The organism is Geodermatophilus pulveris (assembly GCF_900188375.1).
In the GTDB taxonomy this organism is placed as follows: domain Bacteria; phylum Actinomycetota; class Actinomycetes; order Mycobacteriales; family Geodermatophilaceae; genus Geodermatophilus; species Geodermatophilus pulveris.
The window spans coordinates 221,685-244,418 of sequence record NZ_FZOO01000002.1 but is presented as its reverse complement, the minus strand read 5'-3'; the positions used below and the strand labels follow the sequence as shown (position 1 = coordinate 244,418).

The window sequence follows — 22,734 nt, the reverse complement described above, 5'->3', positions numbered from 1 at the left end:
TCAGGCCCGCCCGCCGTCCGGGGTCCCCGCCGGGTCGAGGTCGACCAGCAGCCGGTCGGGGAACGGGCCCTCGTAGCGCATCCGGCCCGCCGGGCCGGGTGCGCGACGCACCCCACCGCAGCGCAGCAGCGCGGTCACCAGCTCGGGGATGGACACCAGGTTGACGTACCGGCCGAAGCAGGCGTGCATCCCGTACCCGAACAGCAGGTCGGCGGCGGGCTGCCGGTCGTGGCGGAAGGTGTGCGGGTCGTCGAAGGTCCGCGGGTCGAACATCGCCGGCAGCGCGGCCGCGTACACCGTCCGGCCGGCGGGCACGTGCCGCTCGTGCGGGGTGCCGGCCGCGACGACGGCGGGCCGGGCGGCGTGCCGCACGAGGACCGGGGTGAGCGGGTTGAACCGCAGGGCCTCGACGACGTACTGCGCGACCACGGCGACGTCGCCCTCCCGGGCCGCCCGCGCAGCCCCCTGGAGTGCCTCCGGGCGGCGGAGCAGCTGGTCGACGGCGTGGGCCGTGGCCTTCGTGGTGGTCTCGACGGCGCCCACGACCACGCCGGAGACGCAGCGGCGCACGGCCTCGTCGCTGAGCCGGGCGCCGTCGGTCCGTAGGTGCGCCAGCCGCCGCAGCAGGTCGTCGTGGGGGGTGCCCGCGGGCTCCGCGCGGCGGTCGACGACCAGCCCGTCGACGTGGGCGTGGAACTCGGCGGCGGCCCGTTCACCGGCCCGCCGCACCTCCCGGTCGCCGCCGGTGTTGAGGAACGCCTCCCAGAACAGCAGCCGCATCCACCGCATCATCGTGGCCTCGTCGGGCCCGGGGACGCCGAGGTAGGAGGCGGCCAGCCGGGTCGCCGCCGGGCGGGCCAGCTCCTGCACCACGTCGATGCGGCCCCGGGGCGCCGCGGCCGCCAGCAGGTCGGCCGCGGTGGACGCCACGTCCCGACGGATCCGGGCCGGGTCGTCGGGGTGCACGCACCGGTCCAGGATCGACCGCTCCCGGGTGTAGAGCTCCGAGCGGTCCATGCCCAGGACGAACGGCCCGTTGATGCGGTCCATGGTGGCCGCGTTGACCTCGGCGATGGTGAAGTCCTCGTCCCGCTCCAGGACGTCGAGCACGTCGGCGTGCCGGCTGACGACGACGACCCGCCCGACCGACAGCACCGGGAGGAAGCGCAGCAGCGGCCGGCCGAGGAGGCGCAGCAGCGCCGCGTCGTTGGCGAGCTGCCCGAGGCGGGTCGCAGACCCCGACAGCGCCCGGCGCGGCTCAGCGGGGGAGGGGGACCCGCCCGGTCGAGCGATCGGTCCGTCGTCGGCCGCGGCCGACCGGCTGGGCGCCGTCGTGCGTCCCCTTGACCCAGGCATCCGCCCTCCCTGCGCGCGCCGTCCGGTGCGCGGTGCGCGGTGTTCCAGCGGCCGCGTCACGGCGGCGCCGCCGATGCTCCGGGGTCCCCGTCACGGCGGCGTCACCGAGTCGGCCGGCGACGCCACGTCCACGGTCCGGTGGCGCCGGCTGTGCACCATCCGGTGGGTGTCCCACTGCCCGCCACCGGTCGCGCTCCGCGTCCTGCGCGCGAGCGCGCGGGGACCCCCGGCTGCTCGTCTCGTTGCTCTTCACCCGGGACATCTGGCGCGACGCCACCGACGGGGAGCAGCACGTCGCCGGTCCAGCGATGCCTCTCGACGCGATGCAGCGGTTCATCGAGGCGTTCCGTGCCGACACGGGGACACGCCGGGACGACCGCCCGGTGACCCCGCCAGGTCCGGTTCCTCCTCCCACGGCCACTGCCGTCGATCCGACCAGTGGAGCCCGCCGGTCCGCCCGCAACCCGTGGAGCGCCCGATCCGCCGTCCCTGGGAGGACCGGTGGGGCCACACCCGCGCACGTGACGGGACGGTGACGCTCCAGTGACAGCAGAGCCCCAGCATGTGTGCTCCCGGCTACCCGCGGGGTCACCGGCCCGGTTCGCACGAGGCCACCGACCCCGACGGGCAACGGCACGTGCGATGAGGAGCGGCGATGAGCACCCAGGCGGATGGCCACGAGCACGGAGCGGCCGGCGCGGGAGCTCCCGAGCAGGAGGGGTACGGGAGCACCACGGAGGAGCAGACCCTCCAGGACCTCCTCGCCGAGCTCCAGGACCGGAACACCGCGCTGGCCACCAGCATCAAGCAGGGCAAGGCGACGTTGGCCGATCAGGAGGGTCAGCAGCAGAAGGTGAAGAAGCAGCTGAGCGAGGTGGACCGAACGGCGACCGACCTCGGCCAGCAGCGGACCGAAGGGCAGGCGCTCCTGGCCCAGGTCGACACGTCGCTGTCAGCAGCCGAGCCCCTCATCCAGAAGCTGGACGAGCAGGCCAGGGCCGAGATCGACCGGAGGCTGGGGGAGATCGATCAGACGATCCGCGACGCTGCCGATGCGGTGGAGACCGAGCAGGCGACGGCCGACCGGCTGCAGCAGGACCACGACCGACTGCAGGCCGATGCCGCGGCGCGGCAGACGGCGTACGACCAGGGCCTGTCCTGGCTCACCGGCCTGCCCACGGCCCTGAAGCAGCAGATGTCGACCGTGAAGGGCCTACGTGCCGAACTCGACGCCGCGTGCACCGCGAGGCAACCGCTCAAGGCGTGCGTGCTGGCCGCCGAGGTCTCCGCGCAGCGGGCACGGCTGGAGGAGGTGCTCAGCGCCGACTACGAGGCCCAGCTCGTCTCGCACGTCCGGTCGGCCGCGAAGGACCTGGCCGATGCGCTCGACGCTCTCGCGACGGGGAAGGCGGCCCTGGAGCGACAGCGCGAGGTGCTCGCCACCCGCTCGGCAGAGCTCAAGGCGAAGCAGGACGCCCGCTCCGGCGAGGTCCAGAAGCTGTACACCACCGCATCCCCGTACGCGGCCCAGGCCGCTCCCGCAGCCTGAGGAGCTCGGACCCATGCCCTCCCAACTGACGTACCCCGGCGTCTACGTCGAGGAGATCCCGAGCGGCGTCCGGGCCATCACCGGCGTGGCGACGTCGATCGCCGCGTTCGTCGGCTGGGCCCCCCGCGGCCCGGTCGACCAGGCGGGTCATGTGTTGAGCTGGGGCGACTACGACCGGCTGTTCGGCGGGCTGCACCGCGACAGCCTGATGAGCTACGCCGTCTCGCACTTCTTCGCCGGAGGCGGGCACGAGGCCTACGTCATCCGGGTGGCCGACCCCGCGGCCACGCCGGCGACGCTCACCGTGGGCGACCTCACCCTGGTGGCCACCGGCCCGGGGACGTGGGCGAGGGACTACGGGGTGGACATCACGACCCGCGACGTCGACGGTGGGCAGCGGTTCGGGCTCACGGTCTTCCGCCGCCCACCGGGGACCACGGGCAGGCAGGTGGCCGAGGTCTTCGAGAACCTCTCCCTGGACCCCGTGGACGCGCGGTTCGTCGAGAGCGTGGTCAACGAGCAGTCCGAGGTCCTCAACGCCACCGTCGCCGACGGCGGTACCTCCATCAGCGCCACCGACGAGGACGGCGCGATGCTCGACGGCGGCGACGACGGGGCCGTCCTGGACCCCGCCCTCCCCGAGTTCTTCGCCCAGGCGTGGCCGACCGAGCCCGACGACGACGGCCACCTGGGCGGCGTGCGGCACCTCGACCGGGTCGACCTGTTCAACCTGCTGGTCGTGCCCGGGCTCACCGACCGGACCCAGCTGGCGACGCTGGCGGGCTTCTGCCGGGAGCACCGCGCCTTCCTGATCGCCGACGGGGAGAAGACCCTGAACGAGGGCGCCGTCGAGCCGATCACCGACGACTCCGGCATCAACGCCGCCCTCTACTACCCGTGGGTGCGCCTCGCCGACCCGCTGCAGGAGGGACGCCTGCGCGACTTCCCGCCGAGCGGCATCGTCGCGGGCGTCTACGCCCGGACGGACACCACCCGAGGCGTCTGGAAGGCGCCGGCCGGGATCGACGCGAGCCTCGCGCCCGTCCGGGACCTGCTCAACAAGCTGACCGACACGGAGTTGGGACTGCTGAACAAGAAGGGCGTCAACGCCCTGCGGACCTTCCCGGTCTACGGCCCTGTCGTCTGGGGCGCGCGCACCTGCCGCGGCAACGACGAGATCGGCTCCGAGTGGAAGTACGTCCCGGTGCGGCGGACGGCCCTGTTCATCGAGGAGACGCTTCGCCGCAGCCTGAAGTGGGTCGTCTTCGAACCCAACGACGCGCCGCTGTGGGCACAGATCCGGCTCAACGTCGGCGCCTTCATGCACGACCAGTTCCGCAAGGGCGCCTTCCAGGGGGCCAGCCCCCGGGAGGCCTACTTCGTCAAGTGCGACGGGGAGACGACGACCCAGAACGACCGGAACCTGGGCATCGTCAACGTCGTCGTCGGCTTCGCCCCGCTGAAGCCAGCCGAGTTCGTCGTGCTCAAGCTCCAGCAGATGGCCGGCCAGGTCCAGGCCTGAGGAGGCGGCGGTGGCCCAGTTCAACGTCAACGTGACCCGCTTCGACCCGTACAAGAACTTCAAGTTCCGGGTCCGGTGGGAGGGCCGGGACGTCGCCGGCATCAGCAAGGTCGGGGCCCTCAAGCGCACGACAGAGGTGGTCGAGCACCGGGAGGGCGGGGACCCGAGCACGAGCCGCCGGTCGCCCGGGCGCTCGAAGTACGAGGCCATCACCCTGGAACGCGGCATCACCCACGACGAGGAGTTCGAGGCGTGGGCCAACAAGGTCTGGCACTACGGCAACGGGCTCGGCCAGGAGATGTCGCTGCAGGACTTCCGCCGGGACATCCTCATCGACCTCTACAACGAGGCGGGACAGGTGGTGAAGACCTTCAAGGTCTACCGCTGCTGGGTGTCCGAGTTCCAGACGCTGCCCGACCTGGACGCCAACGCCAATGCGGTGGCGATCGAGACCATCAAGCTCGAGAACGAGGGCTGGGAACGCGACCTCGACGTCACCGAGCCCACCGAGCCGACCCTGAACTCGTGACGACGTGCACGCCGCCGACCTCGTCGCCGCCTGGGAACAGGGTTCCGACCGCACGCCCGCCGGTCGCGGCGAGTGCCTTCTCGACACGGTCGGCATCGACCCGGTCCGCGGGTGTGGTCTGAGCGTCGGCCAGCGCGACGCGCTGCTGATGGACCTGCACGGGCGGCTGTTCGGCACGGAGGTCACCGCGCTGGCCACGTGCCCGGCCTGCAGCGAGAGGCTCGAGGTCTCCTTCCACCTCGACGACGTGCGTGCTCGCCCGCCCGGCGATCCCACCGACCCGGTCGAGGTCGAGGTCGAGGGCTACACCGTGCGCGCCCGGCCGCCCACCGCCGGGGACCTCGCGGCGCTGGACACCACGGCGCCCTGGCCCGACGCCACCCGGTGGCTGCTCGAGCGCTGCGTCCTGGGCGCCCGGCGCGACGGCCGCGAGGTCGCGGTCGGCGAGCTGCCGGAGGTCGTGCGGGTCCGGGTGGAGGCCCGGCTCGCGGAGGCCGACCCCCAGGCCGACGTCCAGGTCGTCCTCGGCTGTCCGGGCTGCGGCGGGACCTGGGGCGCGCTGTTCGACATCGTGTCCTTCCTCTGGCAGGAACTCGACGCCCGGGCGCGGGGCCTCCTCGTCGCGGTGCACGACCTCGCCTCGGTGTACGGGTGGTCCGAGGCCGACATCCTCGCCATGAGCCCGCACCGACGGTCCCTCTACCTCGAGCTGGTCCGGCGGTGAGCGGCTTCCTGGGACACCTGGTCGCGCGCAGCACGGGCGCGGCCGGACAGCTGACGCCCCGGCCCCGCTCGCCGTTCGAGTCGGCCCCGGGGCCGATCGAGCACTCCCCGTTCCTCGAGGTCTCGGCCGAGGACAGCGCGGGAGTGGAGTCGGCGTCCGGCGCTGCCCGCGCCGGTGACCCGGGCTCGCCCCCGGTGGTCGGCGTGGCCCCGACCTCCGCATCACCCGGTCCGCCGGCCCCCGCTGCCCCCGTGCGCCCGACGCCCGCATCACCGGTCTCCCTGGCCCCCGGAGCGCCGGACACCCTCCTCTCCTCGGGCTCGCTGCCACCGCCGGCAACGGGCCGGTCCACCGAGCCCGGAGCGCCACCGTCCGGGCCGTCGACCACGGCCGGGCACGCCCCCGCCCGGTCACCCGGAACCGGCCGTCGCCCGGGGGCGCGCCGAGGGGCCGCGTCGACGGACGCCCCGCCCACCGGACCGGAACCAGTCCCGGTCACAGCCGAGGAGCGGAGGCACGGGAACAGGGACCGGACCTGGGACGGGGACGCACAGGACGGCCGACCGGTGCCGGCCGGCCGCCAGCTCCGGCCCACGCCCCCGGTCGCCGTCCCCGCCGACCCGGGGGACCCGGCTCCCGCGCCCGCCGGCTCGATGCCGTCCGGGCCTCCGGCACCACGCCTCGTGGGACCGCCCCCGGTGCCGGGGCGGGGTGAGCCCACCCGCTCGACCGACGGCGGCTCCACCCGGTCCCTCACGGGGCCGCGCCCTGCCGGTGCCGGACACCCGCGGCCGGCGCCCTCCCGCGAGGAGACACCCTCGTCGGGCGGGGGCGACGCTCCGGCCCCCGCGGCCCGCCCCAGCACGGCGCCGGTGGACCGGGCACGGCAGCTCCACCTCCGGGACGACCCGATGCCGTGGCCCCTGCCGGTCCCCACGCCGGACGTGCTCCGCCCGCCCGGGGCACCGGGGACCGCCGACGCCCGCGCGGCCGCAGGACCCCCCCGGGCGCGCCCCCGCCCGGAGGAGTTCCCGCTGCTCGGGCTGCTGCGCCCGTTGGTGACCGCGGACGTCCCCGTCCGCGCCCCGGGCCGTGGCGCGCCGGACGCCGGGCCGACGATCGAGGTGACCATCGGCCGGGTGGACGTGCGGGTCGATCCTCCTCCGGCATCCGCGCGCCGACCGCCCGCTCCACGGCCAGGGGTGCTGCCGCTCGCGGAGTACCTCGTGCGTCGCAAGGGCGGCCGCTGATGGCCAACCACCTCGCCATCGCCACCGTGACGGCGGCTCTCCGGCTGCGCCTCACCAGGGACATCAGCCCCGTGGTCCCCGACGTCCAGGTCGTGGCGCGGCGGCCCGACGCAGCGGACGACAAGGCCACGAGCCAGGTCACCGTCTTCCTGTACCGCGTCCTGCCCAACGGGGCGCTGCGCAACTCCGACCTGCCCACCCGCGGCACGGACGGCGTGGCACGCCGGCGCCCGCGGATCGCCCTCGACCTGCACTACCTGCTCAGCTTCTCCGGCGACGAGGGGGGGTTCGTCCCCCAACGCATGCTCGGTTCCTCTATGGCGTCGCTGCACAGCGAACCCGGCCTGAGCAGGGCCGAACTGGCCACCGCCACCGAGGGCGACCCCTCGCTGGCCGGCTCCGACATCGACTCCGAACTGGAGTCGGTGGTCTTCACCCTGGGCGACCTGTCCCTCGACGACATGTCGAAGGTCTGGTCGGTGTTCTTCCAGACCCCCTATCGCCTCTCGGTCGGCTACGAGGCGAGCGTCGTGCTCATCGAGGCCGACATCCCGACCAGCGAGCCACTCCCCGTCCGGCAGGAGGCCGTCGACGCCCTCCCCGTGCGGCAGCCGGTGATCCACCTGGTCCGTGTCGCGGCGGCCGACCAGGCTCCCGACGACGGGCCGTACCTGGAGATCCTCGGCCGCGACCTGCGCGCTGCCGTCACCACCGTCCGCTTCGACGACGACGAGCCGCGGGGGGCGACCACGGCCACGGCCACCCGGGTCCTCGTCCCGCTCGGCGACGTCCCGGCCGGGGTCCACCGCGTCCAGGTGGTCCACGAGGTGCCGATCGGCGACCCGCCCGTCCCGCACCGGGTGGTCGAGTCCGCTGCCGTCCCCTTCGTCCTGCGCCCCGTGGTCGACCCCCGCTTCGTCGCCGGCGGCGGCGTGCCGCCGGACCCTCCGGGCAACGCGGTGGACGTCGGCTTCACCCCGCCGCTGGCCGCGGGGCAGCGAGTCCGTCTGCTGCTCAACGAGCGCACCGACCCGGCGCCGACCGACCGGCCGCTGCGCTTCCACCGGCTGGAGCCCGCGGCCGAGCCCGCCGCAGGCGCGACGACGTCGCGCTTCCCCGCCGACGCCGTGGAGCCCGGGACCTACCTGGTCCGCGCCCAGGTGGACGGCGCCGAGAGCCTCCTGGACCTGCAGGGCGGCGAGGGCCCGCCCGGCCCGCGGGTGACCGTGCCATGACCGCCACCGCCGTCCAGGAGCGCGCCGACGACCGCCTCATGGAGACCACCATGACCTGGCTCCGGGCGGTCCTCGTCCCGCCCGCCGGCACGGCGGAGCCGGCGTCCCGCCCGCCCTCCAGCGACCACGAGTCGGCGCGGCAGGCCCGGCGCCGCCTGGAGGAGGCCCTGGCCGCGGACCCCGCCCCTCGCTTCACGCGGCTCTGCGACTCCCTCGGGATGGGCGCCTTCGAGAGGGACGTGGCGCTGCTCTGCCTCGCGCACGCGCTCAGCACCGAGGTCGCCCGACTCTGTGCGGCGATGCCGGAGAGCCGGGGCGGCGCCCCGACGTTCGCCCTGGCCATGGCACTGGCAGTGGACGAGGAGTTCGACGCCGCGGCGCCCGACCGGCAGGCCGGCATGACCCGGGTCTGTGCCGCCGCCGAGTGGAACGCCCTGTCGCCGGACCGTCCCCTGCGCCACTGGCGCCTCCTCGAGGTCTGCCAGCCGCCGGGTTCCGCGCTCATCAGCGGCGCGCTGCGGATGGACGAGCGCGTCGTGAACCACCTCCGGGGTCTGGACCACCTGGACGACCGGCTGCTGCCACTCGTCGTGCCGGTCCCGCCCGACCACCTCGACACGCTCGCGAGCGCCACGCAGCGGGCCCGGCTGGTGGGGGCGCTCGAGCGCCTGGACCACGTGTCGCGCCGCCGTCAGCGACTGCTCGTCCAGCTGCCCGGCGGTGACCCGACCACGAAACGCCTGATGGCCCAGTGCATCTCGGGAGCTGTCGGCCGGCGGCTGCACCGGGTGTCCCTGCCCCAGCTACCGCCCGGCGCCGACCTGTCCGCCGTCGTCGATCTGTGGAACCGGGAGGTCCACCTGCAGGACGTCGCCCTGCTGGTGGACGCCGGCTCGACGGCCCCCGACGCCACGCAGACGCTGGCGCGGCTGCTCGACGGGCTCACCGGGCTGGTGTTCCTCGACGTGCAGGACGCGGTGCCCCGCGTGGACACGGCCCTCGTCCTCGACGTCGCCCGTCCCGAGGCCGCCGAGCAGCGGTCGATGTGGGGTCAGGTCCTCCCTGACGGAGCGGGGGAGTGGCCGGCCCGCCTCGCCGGCCAGTTCGACCTCAACCTGGGCGAGATCGTCGAGACGGCCGCCTCGGTGGGCGGCGACGAGCTGTCCCCGGGGGAGGTGGCGGCGCGGACCTGGGACGCCCAGCGGGCGCGGGCACGCCCCCGGCTCGAGGGGCTCGCCCAACGGGTCACCGCCGACACGCGCCTGGACGACGTCCAGCTGCCCGACCGTGAGCGGGGCCTGCTCCGGCAGATCGCGGACCAGACCCGGTACCGCGTGCGGGTCTACGACGAGTACGGCTTCCGCGGCAAGCTCCCCCGAGGCCTCGGCATCACCGCCCTGTTCTCGGGGGAGAGTGGCACGGGCAAGACGATGGCCGCCGAGGGCCTGGCCGACGAGCTGCGTCTCGACCTCTACCGGGTCGACCTCGCCAGCGTGGTGAGCAAGTACATCGGTGAGACCGAGAAGAACCTGCGGCAGGTCTTCGACGCCGCCGAGCAGAGTGGCGCCGTCCTCCTCTTCGACGAGGCCGATGCGCTGTTCGGTCGGCGCAGCGAGGTCCAGGACAGCCACGACCGCTACGCGAACATCGAGGTCAGCTACCTCCTGCAGCGGATGGAGGCCTACCGGGGCCTGGCCATCCTGACCACGAACATGAGGAGCGCACTGGACCCGGCCTTCCTGCGGCGGCTGCGCTTCGTCGTCCCGTTCCCGTTCCCCGGCCCGGATGAGCGGGAGCGGATCTGGCGGGGCGTCTTCCCCACCGAGCCCGGCGGCGCTGGGGAGCCGCGCAGGTACCGCATCGCCGGGGTGCACCGGATCGACACGGCCGCGCTGGCCCGGCCCGGCCTCACCGGCGGGCAGATCCGCAACATCGCGCTCGACGCCGCGTTCCTGGCCGCGGCCGGGGACGGCGTCCTCACGATGGAGCTGCTCAGGGCGGCCGCGCGCGAGGAGCTGCGCAAGGGCGGCCGGCCCTTCGTCGGCGCGGACTTCGCGGCCTGGGTCACGCCGGACGGGGCGGCCCCGGCGGAGGTGCCGTCGTGAACATCCGCGTCCACGTCGAGCAGCTGGTCCTCGACAGCCGATGGCGGGGGATCGACCGCCGCCTGCTGGCCCGGGCGGTGGAGGAGGAGCTCACCCGCTTGCTGCTGCACCGGGGCGTCGGTCCCGGGCTCGTCGCGGCGGGGGGAGCGGCCGAGCTGCGCGGTGCCGACGTGAGGTCGCCGGACGAGCAGCCGTCGATTCTCGGGGCCCAGATCGCGACCGCTCTGCACGCGGGCCTCAGCGCCCCGGGCGGGGGGACGGCATGACCGAGCGCCATCGCCGCACGGCTCGTCGCGTGCGCGCGAGCACGGACCGGCCGAAGGACCGACCCCGTCGGCACAGCCCAGCTGGAGGCGGATCGCGATGGGACCGACCACGTCCTCGGCTCGTCCTGCACGCAGGGCCCGGGCTCACCGGGGCGGGAGGTGTCGCCGGCCCGCTCGCCGTGACCGGCGCTCGCCGCAGCTGTCCGATCTCTGGTCGGCGGCGGTGGTCGTGCTGCCCGCTGCAGGCGTCGTGTGGTGGCTCGCCATGACCGCCTTCCCGCACGTCTCACCGCGCATCCTCAAGGGCGGGGTCGCCCTGATCGACCCGGAGACCGGGCGGGTCGTCCGCATCATCGCGCTGCAGTACAACCCGGAGACGCTCAGCCGCACCCTCCAGGCCCAGGCGGTGGGCGCCGACGGGGGAGCCGACCGCTCGCAGGCCCTCCGGCTCAAGGGCCCTCCGATCGAGTCCTACAAGCTCGACGCCGAGATCGACGCTGCCGACCAGCTCGACGACGGTGACGAGCTCGTCGGGCGGTACGGGATCCAGCCGCACCTGGCCGCGCTGGAGCTGCTCGTCTACCCGACCAGTGCCCAGCTGCAGGAGCACCACGCCGCCGCCGGCCGCGGTGAGCTCCAGATCGCTCCCGTCGAGGCCCCCCTGGCCCTCTTCATCTGGAGCACCAGCCGCGTCGCCCCCGTCCGGATCACGGACTTCGGCGTCAACGAGGAGTTCTTCGACACCCGGCTCAACCCCATCCGGGCCAAGGTCAGCCTCGGGATGCGTGTGCTCAGCGTCAGCGACCTCGGCTACGACCACCGCGGGGGCGCGCTCTACCTGCGCTACCAGCAGGAGAAGGAACGCCTCGCGGCCACCGTCCCCGGCGCCTCGCCGTCGGCGCTCGGACTGCGGGAGGTGCCCTCATGAGCATCGAGGACCAGGCACGGCGCCTGCAGGCGCTCCTCCAGCCGCTGCCCTTCGGCACCACCCTCTTCCCCCCCAGCAGCCGGTACGCGGGAATCGGGACCGCGGTGTACGACTCCGAGGGGGACAGGCCGATCCGCTACCTCCAGCGTCGCTTCGTCCCCCACCCCGAGCGGCTGACCACGGTCGGCGAGCACGTGGTCGTCCCCGGCGAACGCACCGACCACGTCGCCGCTGCCAAGCTGGGCGACCCCGAGCTGTTCTGGCGGCTGTGCGACGGCAACCGCGCCGTGTTCGCCGAGGACCTGGTCCGGGACCCCGGCCGGCGGCTGCGGATCACGGCCCCGGAGGCCGGAACGGGGAGCGTGTCGTGAACAGCGCGGTCACCCTCTCCCTCCACGTGGGCCCGCTCCTGCCGCTGCCCGCGCCCCGGGCCGTCGTCGAGGCCCTGACCGAGGTCACCGTCACCGCGGGCAGCGGCCAGGACGACGGGTTCGAGCTGAAGCTCTCCCTCAGCGACGACGCCACGCTGCTCCAGACGGTCTTCCTCCTCTCCGGCGGCGCAGTGCCGCCCCTCATCCGCGTGGTCGTCGCCGTCACCGTCCGCGGCACGACCGACGTCCTCATGGACGGCGTGGTCACGCAGACCCAGGTGGCTCCCGACACCGGTTCGGGTCCTCCCCAGCTGGTCGTCAAGGGTCGCGACCTGAGCCAGGCGATGGACTACGTCGACCTCAGCGGTCTCTTCCCCTACCCCGCGATGCCCCTCGAGGCCCGCGTCGCCCTCGTCCTCGCCAAGTACGTCGTGCTGGGCGTCGTCCCGCTCGTCGTCCCGACCCCGACGGTCGACGTGAACAACCCGCTCGAGCGGATCGAGCAGCACTGGGGCACCGACCTGGCCTACCTCCGGGAGCTGGCCGCCATGGCCGGCTACACCTTCTACGTCGAGCCCGGCCCGGCCGTCGGCGCCAGCATCGGCTACTGGGGGCCCACCCTCCGGATCGGGCCGGTGCAGAAGGCCCTCAACGTCGACATGGACGCCGAGACCAACGTCGAGTCGGTCAGCTGCACCTTCGACCACGACTCCGCCACCACGCCGGTCATCAGCATCGAGAACCCCCTGTCCCGGGTGCCCGCGATCCCCGTCCCGGTGGGCCTGGTCAACCCCCTCGACCCGCCCCTGGGGCTCGTCCCGCCGCTCCCGAAGCGGGTCGACATCGACCCCGACGCCGCGATCGAGAGCTTCCCGCGCGCGCTGATGCAGGCGTGGGCCGACCAGGCGGCGAGCAACCGCGCCGTCACGGCCCAGGGCACCGTCGACGCCCTGCGGTACGGCCAGGCGCTCAAGCCCCGCCGCCTCGTGGGGCTGCGCGGGGTCGGCACGGCCTTCGACGGGCTCTACTACACCCAACAGGTGACGAGCACGCTCAAGGCAGGGGAGTTCACCCAGGCCTTCACGCTGGTCCGGAACGGCCTGATCTCGACCGTGGGGAGGATCCCGGTGTGAGCGCCACGACGGCCGCGGGCGCTCCAGCCCGGCGTACCAGGCAGTACCTCGGCAAGTACCGGGGCGTCGTCGTCCAGAACGTCGACCCCCAGGGGATCGGACGGATCCAGGTCCAGGTCATCGGCGTGTTCACGCTCGCGTCGAGCTGGGCGATGCCGTCCTTCCCCGTGGCCGGCGCCCAGACCGGTGCCGTCGCCGTGCCCCCGCTGGGTGCGGGCGTGTGGGTCGAGTTCGAGCGCGGCGACCCCGACCAGCCCATCTGGACGGGGTGCTACTACAGCACCCGGGCGGAAGTCCCCCCGATGGTCCAGCTCGTCCCCCCGCCGGTCCCGGCCGTGACCCTGCAGACGCCCCTGCAGAACGCCATCCAGGTCAGCGACGCCCCCCCGACCCCGGCGACCGGCGGGGTGGTGCTCCGCAGCGGCACCGGCGCCTCGGTCGTCGTCAACGACTCGGGGGTCTACCTGTCCGACGGCAAGGGCGGCTCGATCACCATCACCGGGGGGGTCGTCACGGTCAACACCGGCGCCCTCGTCGTGAAGTGAGGGAGGACGACGTGCCCGGCTTCCTGCTCACCGCCGGTTCGACCGTCCAGTGCACCCACGCCGCCCCCGCGACGGCCCAGACCGGCAACACGCGGGTCCTCAGCACGACCGGCCCCGCCCTCACCGCCGCCGACCTGCACACCGTGACCGGGTGCCCGTTCACCATCCCCGGCCCCAAACCGCAGCCGTGCGTGACGGTCCGGTGGTCGCCCGCCACCCGCGTGTTCATCAACGGGCAGCCGGCCGTGGTGCAGGTGCCCGGCCCGGGGCAGGGACTGTGCCAGAGCGTCGAGCAGGTCCCCCAGGGGCCGCCGGTCGTCGCTGCCGTCCAGACGCGGGTCTTCGGGATGTGAGGCCGGTGCACGTCGACTTCCCCTGGCGCTACGACGGCCGCGGGGCGACCGCGCAGACCACCGAGGACGACCACGTCCGCGACATGCTGCTCCAGTTGGTCCTCACCGACCCCGGCGAGCGGGTGAACCGGCCCGGCTTCGGGTGCGGGGTGCGCCAGCTGGTGTTCGGGCCCAACAGCCCCGAGCTCGCGGCCGCCCTGCAGTTCACGATGCAGGCCGCCGTCCAACGGGAGCTCGGCGACGTCCTCGTCCTCGAGAGATCCGAGGCCACCAGCGAGGACGCGGCCCTGCCCGTCAGCGTGACCTACGTCGTCCTCGCCACCGGGCACGCGGGGTCGGTCCCCGTCGAGAGGGAGGGCCTGCCGTGAGCGAGCCCGGGCTGCGCTGCCACGAGGACCACCGGCGGCGCGACGTCCGCAGGTCCGAGCGGACCAACGGCATCGACTTCGTGGAGGTCGAGCAGAACGGCGAGGAGTGCGAGCTGCACCTGCACCTGCTGCGGTCCCTGCCACCGGCGGGAGAGCCGCCGCTGTTCTCGGAGGAGAACGTCCGGATCGAGGGAGGGACGCGGATCCGGGACGTGCGGGCCGCGGGCTTCCGTCCCGTCCCCGCGCCCGACCCCGCCCGCGACGACGTCGTCGTCGTGCGCCTGACCAAGCCCGGCGACCAGTCCCGGTACACGGTGCGGCTGGTCGACGCCGAGGGGCACCCGCTCCGGGACGTCGATCCCCGCTACCGGTCGGCCGGCTTCCACTTCGTGGCCGGGACGCCGACGGACGTCGACTGCCTCCCCACCGCGGGGAGCGCCCGACCCCCGGCGGCGACCCCGGAGCTGAGCTACCTCGCGAAGGACTACGGCAGCTTCCGCCAGCTGCTGCTCGACCGCCTCGCCACCACGCTGCCGGGGTGGCGGGAACGGCACAGCCCCGACCTGTACCTCGCCCTCGTCGAGGTCCTCGCCTACGAGGCCGACCGGCTCAGCTACGCCCAGGACGCGGTGTCCACGGAGGCCTACCTCGACACCGCCCGGCTGCGGACCTCCGTCCGGCGCCACGTCCGGCTCGTCGACCACGCGATGCACGAGGGGTGCAACGCCCGGACCTGGGTGTGCCTCACCGCGCAGGGCGATCCCGTGGTGAGCACCGACGCCCTGTCCTTCGTCACCCGGCCGAAGGGGGTCGCGCCCGGTCAGGTCGTGCTGCTCCCACGCGACCTCGACCGCGTCGCGCGGGGGAGCTACGAGGTCTTCGAGCCGCTGCTCCCCGCCGGCCCCGCCGCCGTGACCCCGGGAGACGTCGTCGACCCGGACCGGCTCCGGTACAGGCTGCTGCACGACGACGACCCCCGCACGGACTACATCCGCTCGACGCTGACCGAGGCGGACCGGCGGCTGCTCGACCGTGAGGACCTCGACGACGAGGACCTCCCCGGGCTCGTCGGCACCCTGGCCGACCGGCTGGGTCAGCTCCTGCGGGCGCCCGGCTTCCTCGTCCGGACGCAGGAGGCGGCCCGGGAGGCCCTCGAGCGGTACGGCGCCCTGACCGCGCTGACCGGTGCGCGGCTGGCCGCGGGCAACCGGGAACAGCTGGAGCACCTGTTCCCCGAGGAACTCGGTGGGCCGATGCGCCTGCGACTGCACGAGGCGCACAACGCCATCTCCTGCTACACGTGGGGGCTGCTCGACTGCTGCCTGCCCGCCGGCGCGACCACCGCCACCCTCCAGGACGGGTGGGACGCCGAGTCGTCCCGGCGCGACCTGCGCCACCTCCGTCCCGGGGACGTCCTCGTGTTCGAGGAGGTGCTCGGGCCCCGGACCGGCGTGGCCGCCGACGCCGACCCGGCACACCGGCACGCCGTGCGCCTCACCGACGTGCAGCCGGGATGGGACCGGCTCCGGGAGGTGCCCGTCGTGGAGGTGAGGTGGGATCCGGCTGACGCCCTGCCGTTCCCCCTGGTCCTCTCGGCCCCCGGCCCGCCCCCGGAGTGCGCGCCGCTGACCGACGTCACGGTGGTGCGTGGCAACGTCGTCCTCGCCGACCACGGACGCACCATCCGCCAGCCCGGGCCGGTCGAGCTGCGGCACGGCGGGCGCTCGACCGTCGCAGTGCCCTTCCCCGCCCGGTACGCGGTGGTCCCGGCCGACGACGTGGAGCTGTGCTGCACCAGGGAGGGGACGGTGGCCGAGCGGCCGGTCCGCGGCCCGGCGTACGAACCGGTGCTGGACCGCGGTCCGGTCGTCTTCCGGGAGCCGCTGAGCGACGGTGTCCCGGCCGGCGCCGCGCTCCGCCAGGACCCCCGGCGGGCCGTCCCGGCCCTCGCGGTCTACGGCCCGGTGTCCTGGCCACGGCCGGGTCAGGACCTCGTCGAGCGACCGCCCGACCCGACGATGACGTGGCCGGTCACCCTGCGCTACGAGCGGTGGGAGGCTCGTCGTGACCTGCTCGGCAGCGGGCCGGCCGACCGCCACGTCGTCGTCGAGCCGGACGACGACGGCGCGGCGCACCTGCGCTTCGGCGACGGGCAGTTCGGCGCCCGGCCCGAGCCGGGCGCGCGGATGCTGCTGTCCTACCGCAGCGGCGGCGGCCTGGCCGGCAACGTGGGGCACGGCGCCATCGCGCACGTCGTCCTCCGCGGGGAGATCAGCGGCGGCGCTATCACCGGCGTGTCCAACCCGCTGCCGGCCCACGGCGGTACGGACCCCGAGCCGGTGGACGAGGTGCGGCTGCTGGCGCCGCACGCCTTCCGGACCCGGCTGGAGCGGGCCGTCGTGGCCGAGGACTACGCGGCCATCGTCCTCCGCGACTTCGCCGACTCGGTGCAGCGGGCGGTCGCCACCGTGGCGGTCGAGGCCGCACCGGCCGAGAGAGCAGGGGGGCGGAGGGGTGCCGCGCGGAAGGCGACGGCGGGGGCGATGCCGACGGTCGTCACCGTCCGTGTCGACCCGTTGGGCACGTCGGCGGACGCGCCGGCCCTGTGCAGTCGCGTCGCGGAGCACCTCGAGCGCTACCGGCGGATCGGCCACACCGTCCGGGTGGAGCCTCCCCGCTACGTGCCACTCGACCTCACCGTCGAGGTGGGTCCGCTCCCCGGTCACCAGCCCGGTGCGCTGCGCACCGCACTGCTGGACCGGTTGAGCAACCGGGTGCTGCCCGACGGGACCCGCGGCTTCTTCCACCCCGATGCCCTGACGTTCGGCCAGCCGGTGGCGATCAGCGCGCTCCTCGGGGTCGTGCACGCCGTTCCCGGGATCGCCTGGGGACGGATCACGCACCTGGCCCGCCGCACCGCCGACGAGCCGGACGGGGCAGCCCCCCAACCGGAGCTCCCCGAGGGCGACGTCCTGGCCATGGCCGAGACGGAGATCGCCCGGCTGGACGACGACCCCGACCTCCCCGAGAACGGCTCCCTGACGATCCACGTGGAGGTGGCCCCGTGAACACCTCCGGCGGAGTTGGCGGCACCGGGTGCGGCTGCGGCGGAGCGAGCGGGCCGGTGACCCACTGCGGCCGCTGCCCGGCCGCCGCGACGCAGAGCGTGCCGCCACCCGGTCGGACGGCGCTGACGGTCGCCCGGTCGGCGCATCCGGTCGCGCTCGATCGGATGCGCCTGCGGCTCTCGGCCGCGGACCTGCCGGCGCTGAGCTCCCTCACCGCCCGGCACACCGACGTGCCTCTCGACCCGGCGCTCGCTCTGCTCGACGGGTGGGCCTGCGTGGGCCACGTCCTGGGCTTCTACACCGACCGCCTGGTCAACGAGCACTACCTGCGCACCTGCCGGCAGCACCGCTCGGCCGTCGAGCTGAGCCGACTCGTGGGCTACACCCCCCGGCCGGGGGTGGCCGCCGACGTCCACCTGGCCTTCACCCTCGCCGACGTCGACCCGGAGGCGGTGCTCGAGGTGCCGGCCGGTACCCGTGCCTACAGCCAGCCGGGGCCCGGGGAGACGATGCAGGCGTTCGAGACCGGCGAGGCGCTGACCGGGCGTCCGCGCTGGAACGTGCTGCGACCCCGGCTGACCGCGCCGCAGCGCGTCACCCCGGACGTCGCCGAGCTCCACCTCCGGGGAACCGCGACCGGCCTGGTGAAGGGCAGCCCCCTCGTCGTCAGGATCGACGACACCTGCCACCTCCGGACCGTGGCCGCTGTCGAGGCAGTGCGGGCCGCATCCCCGGCCACCGAGGACCGCACCCGGGTGGTCCTGGAGGAGTCGGCGACGGTCACCCAGCGCCGCGTGCCGACCACCCTCAGCGCCGCCGTCCTGCAGGCACTGCTCAAGGAGCCCGCCGTCTTCGCGGCCGCGCGGGAGGAGCTGGAGCTCGACCCCTCGGCCATCCTCGGGAAGGACTCCTACGCGGGCTACGGCATGCTGGAGAGCGCCTATCCGGCGCTGCGCGGGAGTCTCGCCGCCGCTCTCGGCGGGACCGTCGGTGACGACCCGCCCGCAGCCGTCAGCGTCCACGCCATGCGGGTGAGGACGGCCCTGCACGGGCACAGCGCGTCGCTGCTCCCGTGGGTCTTCGACCCCGAGCGGCAGGTGGTGTCCCAGTACAGGGAGTGGGACGTCGACGGCACCGGTGTGGCCGACGCCGAGCCCGCGGTCGGCGGTGATGGCGGAGTGGCGGCTGATGGAGCGCCGGTTCCCCTGCTCAGCGGCGCCGTCGTCCCGCTGGACCCGGAGGAGATCGCCCTCGACGCCGTCTACGACACCGTCCTGCCCGGCAGTTTCGTCGTCATCCTGCCGCCACCGGGGGAGGCCGCGTCCGGGGACGGCAACGGTGACACCAGCCTCCCCGGGGTGCAGACCTACGAGGTGCGAGAGGTCCGGACGGAGTCGCGGGTGGCCTTCAACCTGCCGGTGCGGGTCACCGTGCTCACCCTCGACCGGGCGTGGCGTGAGTCGGTGTCCACGCACGGGCCGGCGCGCCGGACGGTGGTCCTCGCCCACAGCGAGCCACTCGACCTCGCCGACGTCCCCGAGGAGGCTGCGGTCTCGGGTGCGCAGATGGAGCTCGACGGGTACCACCCGGGCCTGCTGCCGGGCCGACGGCTCGTCGTCACCGGAGAGCGCACCGACCTGGGGCCGGAGGACGGTGATCCCGGGGCCGGGGTCACCGGCGTGTCCGGCACCGAGGTGGTCATGGTGTCCGCCGTCGAGCACCGGGTCGCCGAGGACGTCGCCGGTCAGGCGACGCAGGACACGGTGCACACGGTGCTCACCTTCGCCGGGACGGGGCTGGCCTACCGGTACCGGCGGCAGAGCGTGCAGGTCCTCGGCAACGTCGTGCCGGCCACCCACGGGGAGAGCCGCGCGGAGGCGCTCGGCGGCGGGGACGCCAGCCGACGTCTGCAGACCTTCCCGCTCGCGCACGCGCCGCTCACCCACGTCTCCGCCCCCTCGTCGAGCGGCGTGCGCTCCACCCTCGAGGTCCGCGTCCAGGACCTGCGCTGGCAGGAGGCCCCGAACGCCGCGGCGGTCCTGCCGGGTGAGCGCCGCTACGTGACGCGGACCGACGAGGGCGGTACGGCGGTCACGTTCGGCCTGGGCGCGCGGCTGCCCACGGGTCAGAACGACGTCCGTGCTCTCTACCGGACCGGGCTCGGGGCGGCCGGGAACGTCCGGGCGGGGCAGATCAGCGTGCTGGCCTCCCGCCCCACCGGTGTCACGGGCGTGACCAACCCGGCCCCCGCAGCCGGCGGAGCGGACCCGGACGAGCTCGAGGCGATCCGGCAGCGCGCTGCCACCGGTCTGATCGCCCTCGACCGGCTGGTCTCCGCGGTCGACCTCGAGGACTTCGCTCGCGCCTTCGCCGGCATCGGCAAGGCACGCATCGATCCCTCGCACGGACCGGCCAGCGCCTACACGCTCACCGTCGCCGGGGTGGACGACGCACCGTTGACCGGATCGTCGGTGCTCGCGGACCTGCGCCGGGCGCTGGCGCGCCTCGGCGGCCTGGAGGACCCGCCGGAGGGCGGGCCACTCCGCACGCGCGGTGCTCCCGAGGCCACGGTCACCATCGCGGTCCGCACGGCGCTCCTCCTGGCGATGCGGGCCCGCATCCGGCTGGCACCCGACCACCTCTGGGAGACCGTGCAGCCCCGGCTCCGGGAGGCGCTGTTCGCGGTGTTCGGGTTCGCCGCGCGCGAGATCGGGCAGGTGCCCTACCCAGGGGAGGCGGTGGCCGTCCTCCAGGGCGTCCGCGGGGTGGCCTGGGTGGACCTCCTCGCCTTCGGCACCATCGACCCGGGGACCCCGGATGCACCGAACCTGCCGGCCGACGTGGCCGCCGAGGCGCTCGCGCTGCTCGACGTCGGCCCTGCCGGGGCCGTCGGGCTGCCGGCCCCTCCGTCGGTCGATGCCTCGCAGATCGCGTACCTGTCCGACGCCCCCGCCACCCTCCTGCTCGAGCAGGTCCCGGAGGAGGTACGACCGTGACGGCCGACCGCTTCGTCGAGCTCCTCCCCGCCGTGATCCGCACGCACGACGCCGATCAGGGGTACCCGCTGCGCGACCTCCTGCGGGTCCTGGGTGAGGAGGCGGACCTGGTCGAGGACGACGTCCGGCGCATGTACGCCGATCTGTTCATCGAGACCTGCCGACCCTGGGTCGTCCCGTACCTCGGCGACCTCGTCGGCTACCGGTGGCTGCCCGTCCCCGAGGGGCGCCCGGACCGGGACGGCGCCGAGCCCGCCCCGCTGGTGCCCCGCCGGGCCGTGGCCGACGCGCTCCGGCTGCGCCGTCGCAAGGGCACCCGCGGGGTCCTGGACGACCTGGTGGCGACCGTCAGCGGCTGGTCCGCGGTCGTCTGCGACGGACCCGACGCCGGGGAGTGCGCCGGGGCCACGGAGCACTCCGTGACGGTCCGCGCGTGGCGACTGCCGTCGTGGCCCCTGACCTACGTCCGTCCCGACCGTGTGCGGCGGGGGCGGCCCGCCAACGCCTACCGGCTCAGCGTGCTCGGCAACGACGCACCGCTGTTCACCTGCGCCGACCCTCCGGTCGACGAGGACGGCTCGACCCGGCCGGCCGTGGTGCGCCCGCTGGCGACCACCGCCTTCCAAGGGGAGGTGACGCGCTACTACGGGGAGGGCAGGAGCCTGCACCTGTACGAGGACGGCGTCCCCGTCGCCGCGGAGCGGATCGTCGTCAGGGACCTCGACACCTGGGAGGAGGTGTTCGGCGACGAGGTCGCGGTCGACCCCGGGCGGGGGCGCGTGATGTTCCCCGAGCAGTACGACGTCGGACAGCTGACCGCCTCGTACTGCCACGGCTTCCCCATGGCCATCGGCGGCGGCGAGTACCCCCGTCCCGCTCCCGGGGTCCCTGTCGCCGCCTCCCTGTTCCGGTCACACCACGTCAGCGCGGGGTTCCCCCGCCTCCTGCTGACCGACGTCGGCGACTTCAGCGAGTTCCTCCGCGGGCTCCTGGGGCCGGACGTGGTCGCGGCGCTCGCCGAGCCCGAGAGCCCCAGGGCCCGCCTGTGCGCAGCGCTCAACCGGGTCATCCAGGCACACGACCTGTGGGAGGGACCGGTGGACCTCGGCGCCCTGGACGACGAGGCCCTCCAGCTGCTCGACACGGCGGCTGCCGGGGCCGGACGCATCCGACTCAACCGTCTCGTCCTCGAGGCGCAGTACCCCGACGACATCGGCCGCTCCCACGCGGTCGTCCGGATCCACGCCGGTGGTGGCGGGACCGTCGTCACGGACGCCGTCCGCGCCCTGCAGCGGTCCGACCGGCCGCCGCTGCACGCCGTCGTCGAGCTCGGCGACAGCGGGTTGTACGTCGAGCCGGTCGACGTCGACGTCGCCGCCGACCACACCCTGGAGATCCGCGCCGCCGTCGGCTGCCGGCCGACCATCCTCCTGCCGGCCCGCAGCGAGGACATCGACGACATGCAGGTGCGCTGCGGCACCCGGAGTCGGGTGGTCCTCGACGGGCTGATGGTCGCCGGGCACGCCGTCCGGGTGTCGGGTGACCCGGCCGAGGTCGTGGTCCGGCACTGCACGTTCGTCCCCGGCTGGGAGATCGACGCGGCCTGCGAGCCGTCCAACGGTGAGGAGGCGAGCCTCGTCCTCACCCACCGCCCGAGGAACCGGCACGGGCGCCGCGGGTACCCGGCGCCCGAGGAGCCCCCGGTGCAGCTCCAGACGACCTGTGTGGACGTGGACCACAGCATCGTCGGGACCATCGTCGTCCAGCGCGACGAGGTCAACGCCGACCCGGTACGGCTGCACGTCAGCACGAGCATCGTCGACTCCACGACCTCGGAGGGGGACGCCATCGCGGCGCCCAATGGACGCCGCGCGCATGCCATGCTCACCGTCGTCGACTCCACGGTCATCGGCCGCACGTGCGCGCACGCCGTCGAACTGGGCGAGAACTCGATCTTCACGGCGAGGATGGACGTCCAGCGACGTCAGGTGGGCTGCCTGCGGTACTGCTCCGTGCCGGCCGACTCGCGCACGCCCAGGCGGTACGCCTGCCAGCCCGACCTGGCCCTCGCCGCACCGGGTGACGGGACCGCCGAGGACAGGACCGCTGCGGTGGAGCCGAGGTTCGCGAGCCTGCGGTACGGCCGGCCGGACTACTGCCGGCTCGCCGACGACTGCGCCGAGGAGATCCGCGAGGGGGCGGACGACGACTCCGAGATGGGCGTGTACCACGACCTCCACGAGGCGCTGCGCCGGCGCAACCTCGAGGCCGCGCTCTCCGAGCACCTCCCGCTCGGGTGGGGCCTCGAGGTGGAGTTCGAACCCTCGCCGGCATCGGCCGCGCAGTCGCGCAAGCGGCGGCGGTCCTGACTCTTGTCCTGTGGTCAGCGAAATACGTGCGGGCCTAACTGTCGTCACCAACTGCGCGTTGGGGGGC

17 protein-coding genes are annotated in these 22,734 nt (G+C 74.5%); 16 read left to right on the top strand and 1 reads right to left on the bottom strand.

All coding sequences use genetic code 11. The annotated features are described in order from the left end of the window. Positions 1-1,356 (bottom strand): cytochrome P450, encoded by a 1,356-nt coding sequence (locus tag CHB98_RS04610; protein WP_089304425.1) that lies wholly within the window; start codon positions 1,354-1,356, stop codon positions 1-3. A gap of 655 nt (positions 1,357-2,011) precedes the next feature. Between CHB98_RS04610 and CHB98_RS04605 the strand changes: the two genes are divergently transcribed. The 16 genes from CHB98_RS04605 to CHB98_RS04525 all read left to right on the top strand — a co-directional run bounded on the left by CHB98_RS04605 (position 2,012) and on the right by CHB98_RS04525 (position 22,667). Then, complete coding sequence (locus tag CHB98_RS04605) at positions 2,012-2,905, top strand: coiled-coil domain-containing protein (protein WP_089304424.1); 894 nt, start codon at positions 2,012-2,014, stop codon at positions 2,903-2,905. Between the two features lie 13 nt (positions 2,906-2,918). Then, positions 2,919-4,427 (top strand): phage tail sheath family protein, encoded by a 1,509-nt coding sequence (locus CHB98_RS04600; protein ID WP_089304423.1) that lies wholly within the window; start codon positions 2,919-2,921, stop codon positions 4,425-4,427. A 10-nt stretch (positions 4,428-4,437) separates the two neighbouring features. Beyond that, the gene (locus tag CHB98_RS04595; protein WP_089304422.1) at positions 4,438-4,956 is read left to right on the top strand and encodes a phage tail protein; all 519 of its coding nucleotides are present in this window, start codon (positions 4,438-4,440) and stop codon (positions 4,954-4,956) included. Between the two features lie 4 nt (positions 4,957-4,960). After that, positions 4,961-5,680 (top strand): T4 family baseplate hub assembly chaperone, encoded by a 720-nt coding sequence (locus CHB98_RS04590; RefSeq protein ID WP_089304421.1) that lies wholly within the window; start codon positions 4,961-4,963, stop codon positions 5,678-5,680. Between the two features lie 1,249 nt (positions 5,681-6,929). Beyond that, complete coding sequence (locus CHB98_RS04580) at positions 6,930-8,165, top strand: Pvc16 family protein (RefSeq protein ID WP_089304419.1); 1,236 nt, start codon at positions 6,930-6,932, stop codon at positions 8,163-8,165. Then, a complete protein-coding gene (locus tag CHB98_RS04575; RefSeq protein ID WP_089304418.1) occupies positions 8,162-10,270 on the top strand; it encodes an ATP-binding protein in 2,109 nt (702 codons plus the stop codon). The genes CHB98_RS04580 and CHB98_RS04575 overlap by 4 nt, the downstream gene beginning before the upstream one ends. Then, positions 10,267-10,536 (top strand): hypothetical protein, encoded by a 270-nt coding sequence (locus tag CHB98_RS04570; RefSeq protein ID WP_089304417.1) that lies wholly within the window; start codon positions 10,267-10,269, stop codon positions 10,534-10,536. The genes CHB98_RS04575 and CHB98_RS04570 overlap by 4 nt, the downstream gene beginning before the upstream one ends. A gap of 265 nt (positions 10,537-10,801) precedes the next feature. Next, the gene (locus CHB98_RS04565; RefSeq protein WP_089304793.1) at positions 10,802-11,464 is read left to right on the top strand and encodes a hypothetical protein; all 663 of its coding nucleotides are present in this window, start codon (positions 10,802-10,804) and stop codon (positions 11,462-11,464) included. Next, positions 11,461-11,835 carry a LysM domain-containing protein gene (locus CHB98_RS04560; protein ID WP_218822243.1) on the top strand — a complete coding sequence of 125 codons (375 nt, stop codon included), beginning with the start codon at positions 11,461-11,463 and terminating at the stop codon, positions 11,833-11,835. Before CHB98_RS04565 ends, CHB98_RS04560 begins: the two co-directional genes overlap by 4 nt. Beyond that, positions 11,832-12,968: a hypothetical protein gene (locus tag CHB98_RS04555; protein WP_089304416.1), complete on the top strand. Its 1,137-nt coding sequence runs from the start codon at positions 11,832-11,834 to the stop codon at positions 12,966-12,968. The genes CHB98_RS04560 and CHB98_RS04555 overlap by 4 nt, the downstream gene beginning before the upstream one ends. Then, positions 12,965-13,513, top strand: a complete 549-nt coding sequence (locus tag CHB98_RS04550) for a phage baseplate assembly protein V (RefSeq protein WP_089304415.1) — start codon at positions 12,965-12,967, stop codon at positions 13,511-13,513. Before CHB98_RS04555 ends, CHB98_RS04550 begins: the two co-directional genes overlap by 4 nt. Before the next feature lie 11 nt (positions 13,514-13,524). Next, positions 13,525-13,866, top strand: coding sequence for a hypothetical protein (locus CHB98_RS04545; protein ID WP_089304414.1), 342 nt, complete (start codon positions 13,525-13,527; stop codon positions 13,864-13,866). A gap of 5 nt (positions 13,867-13,871) precedes the next feature. Further along, entirely contained in the window at positions 13,872-14,234 is a 363-nt protein-coding gene (locus CHB98_RS04540) for a GPW/gp25 family protein (protein ID WP_089304413.1), read from the top strand. Next, positions 14,231-17,302 carry a putative baseplate assembly protein gene (locus CHB98_RS20985; protein ID WP_143424944.1) on the top strand — a complete coding sequence of 1,024 codons (3,072 nt, stop codon included), beginning with the start codon at positions 14,231-14,233 and terminating at the stop codon, positions 17,300-17,302. Before CHB98_RS04540 ends, CHB98_RS20985 begins: the two co-directional genes overlap by 4 nt. A 164-nt stretch (positions 17,303-17,466) precedes the next feature. Continuing rightward, a complete protein-coding gene (locus tag CHB98_RS04530) occupies positions 17,467-20,298 on the top strand; it encodes a baseplate J/gp47 family protein (RefSeq protein ID WP_143424943.1) in 2,832 nt (943 codons plus the stop codon). Next, a complete protein-coding gene (locus CHB98_RS04525) occupies positions 20,295-22,667 on the top strand; it encodes a hypothetical protein (RefSeq protein WP_089304410.1) in 2,373 nt (790 codons plus the stop codon). Before CHB98_RS04530 ends, CHB98_RS04525 begins: the two co-directional genes overlap by 4 nt. Positions 22,668-22,734: the final 67 nt, after the last annotated feature.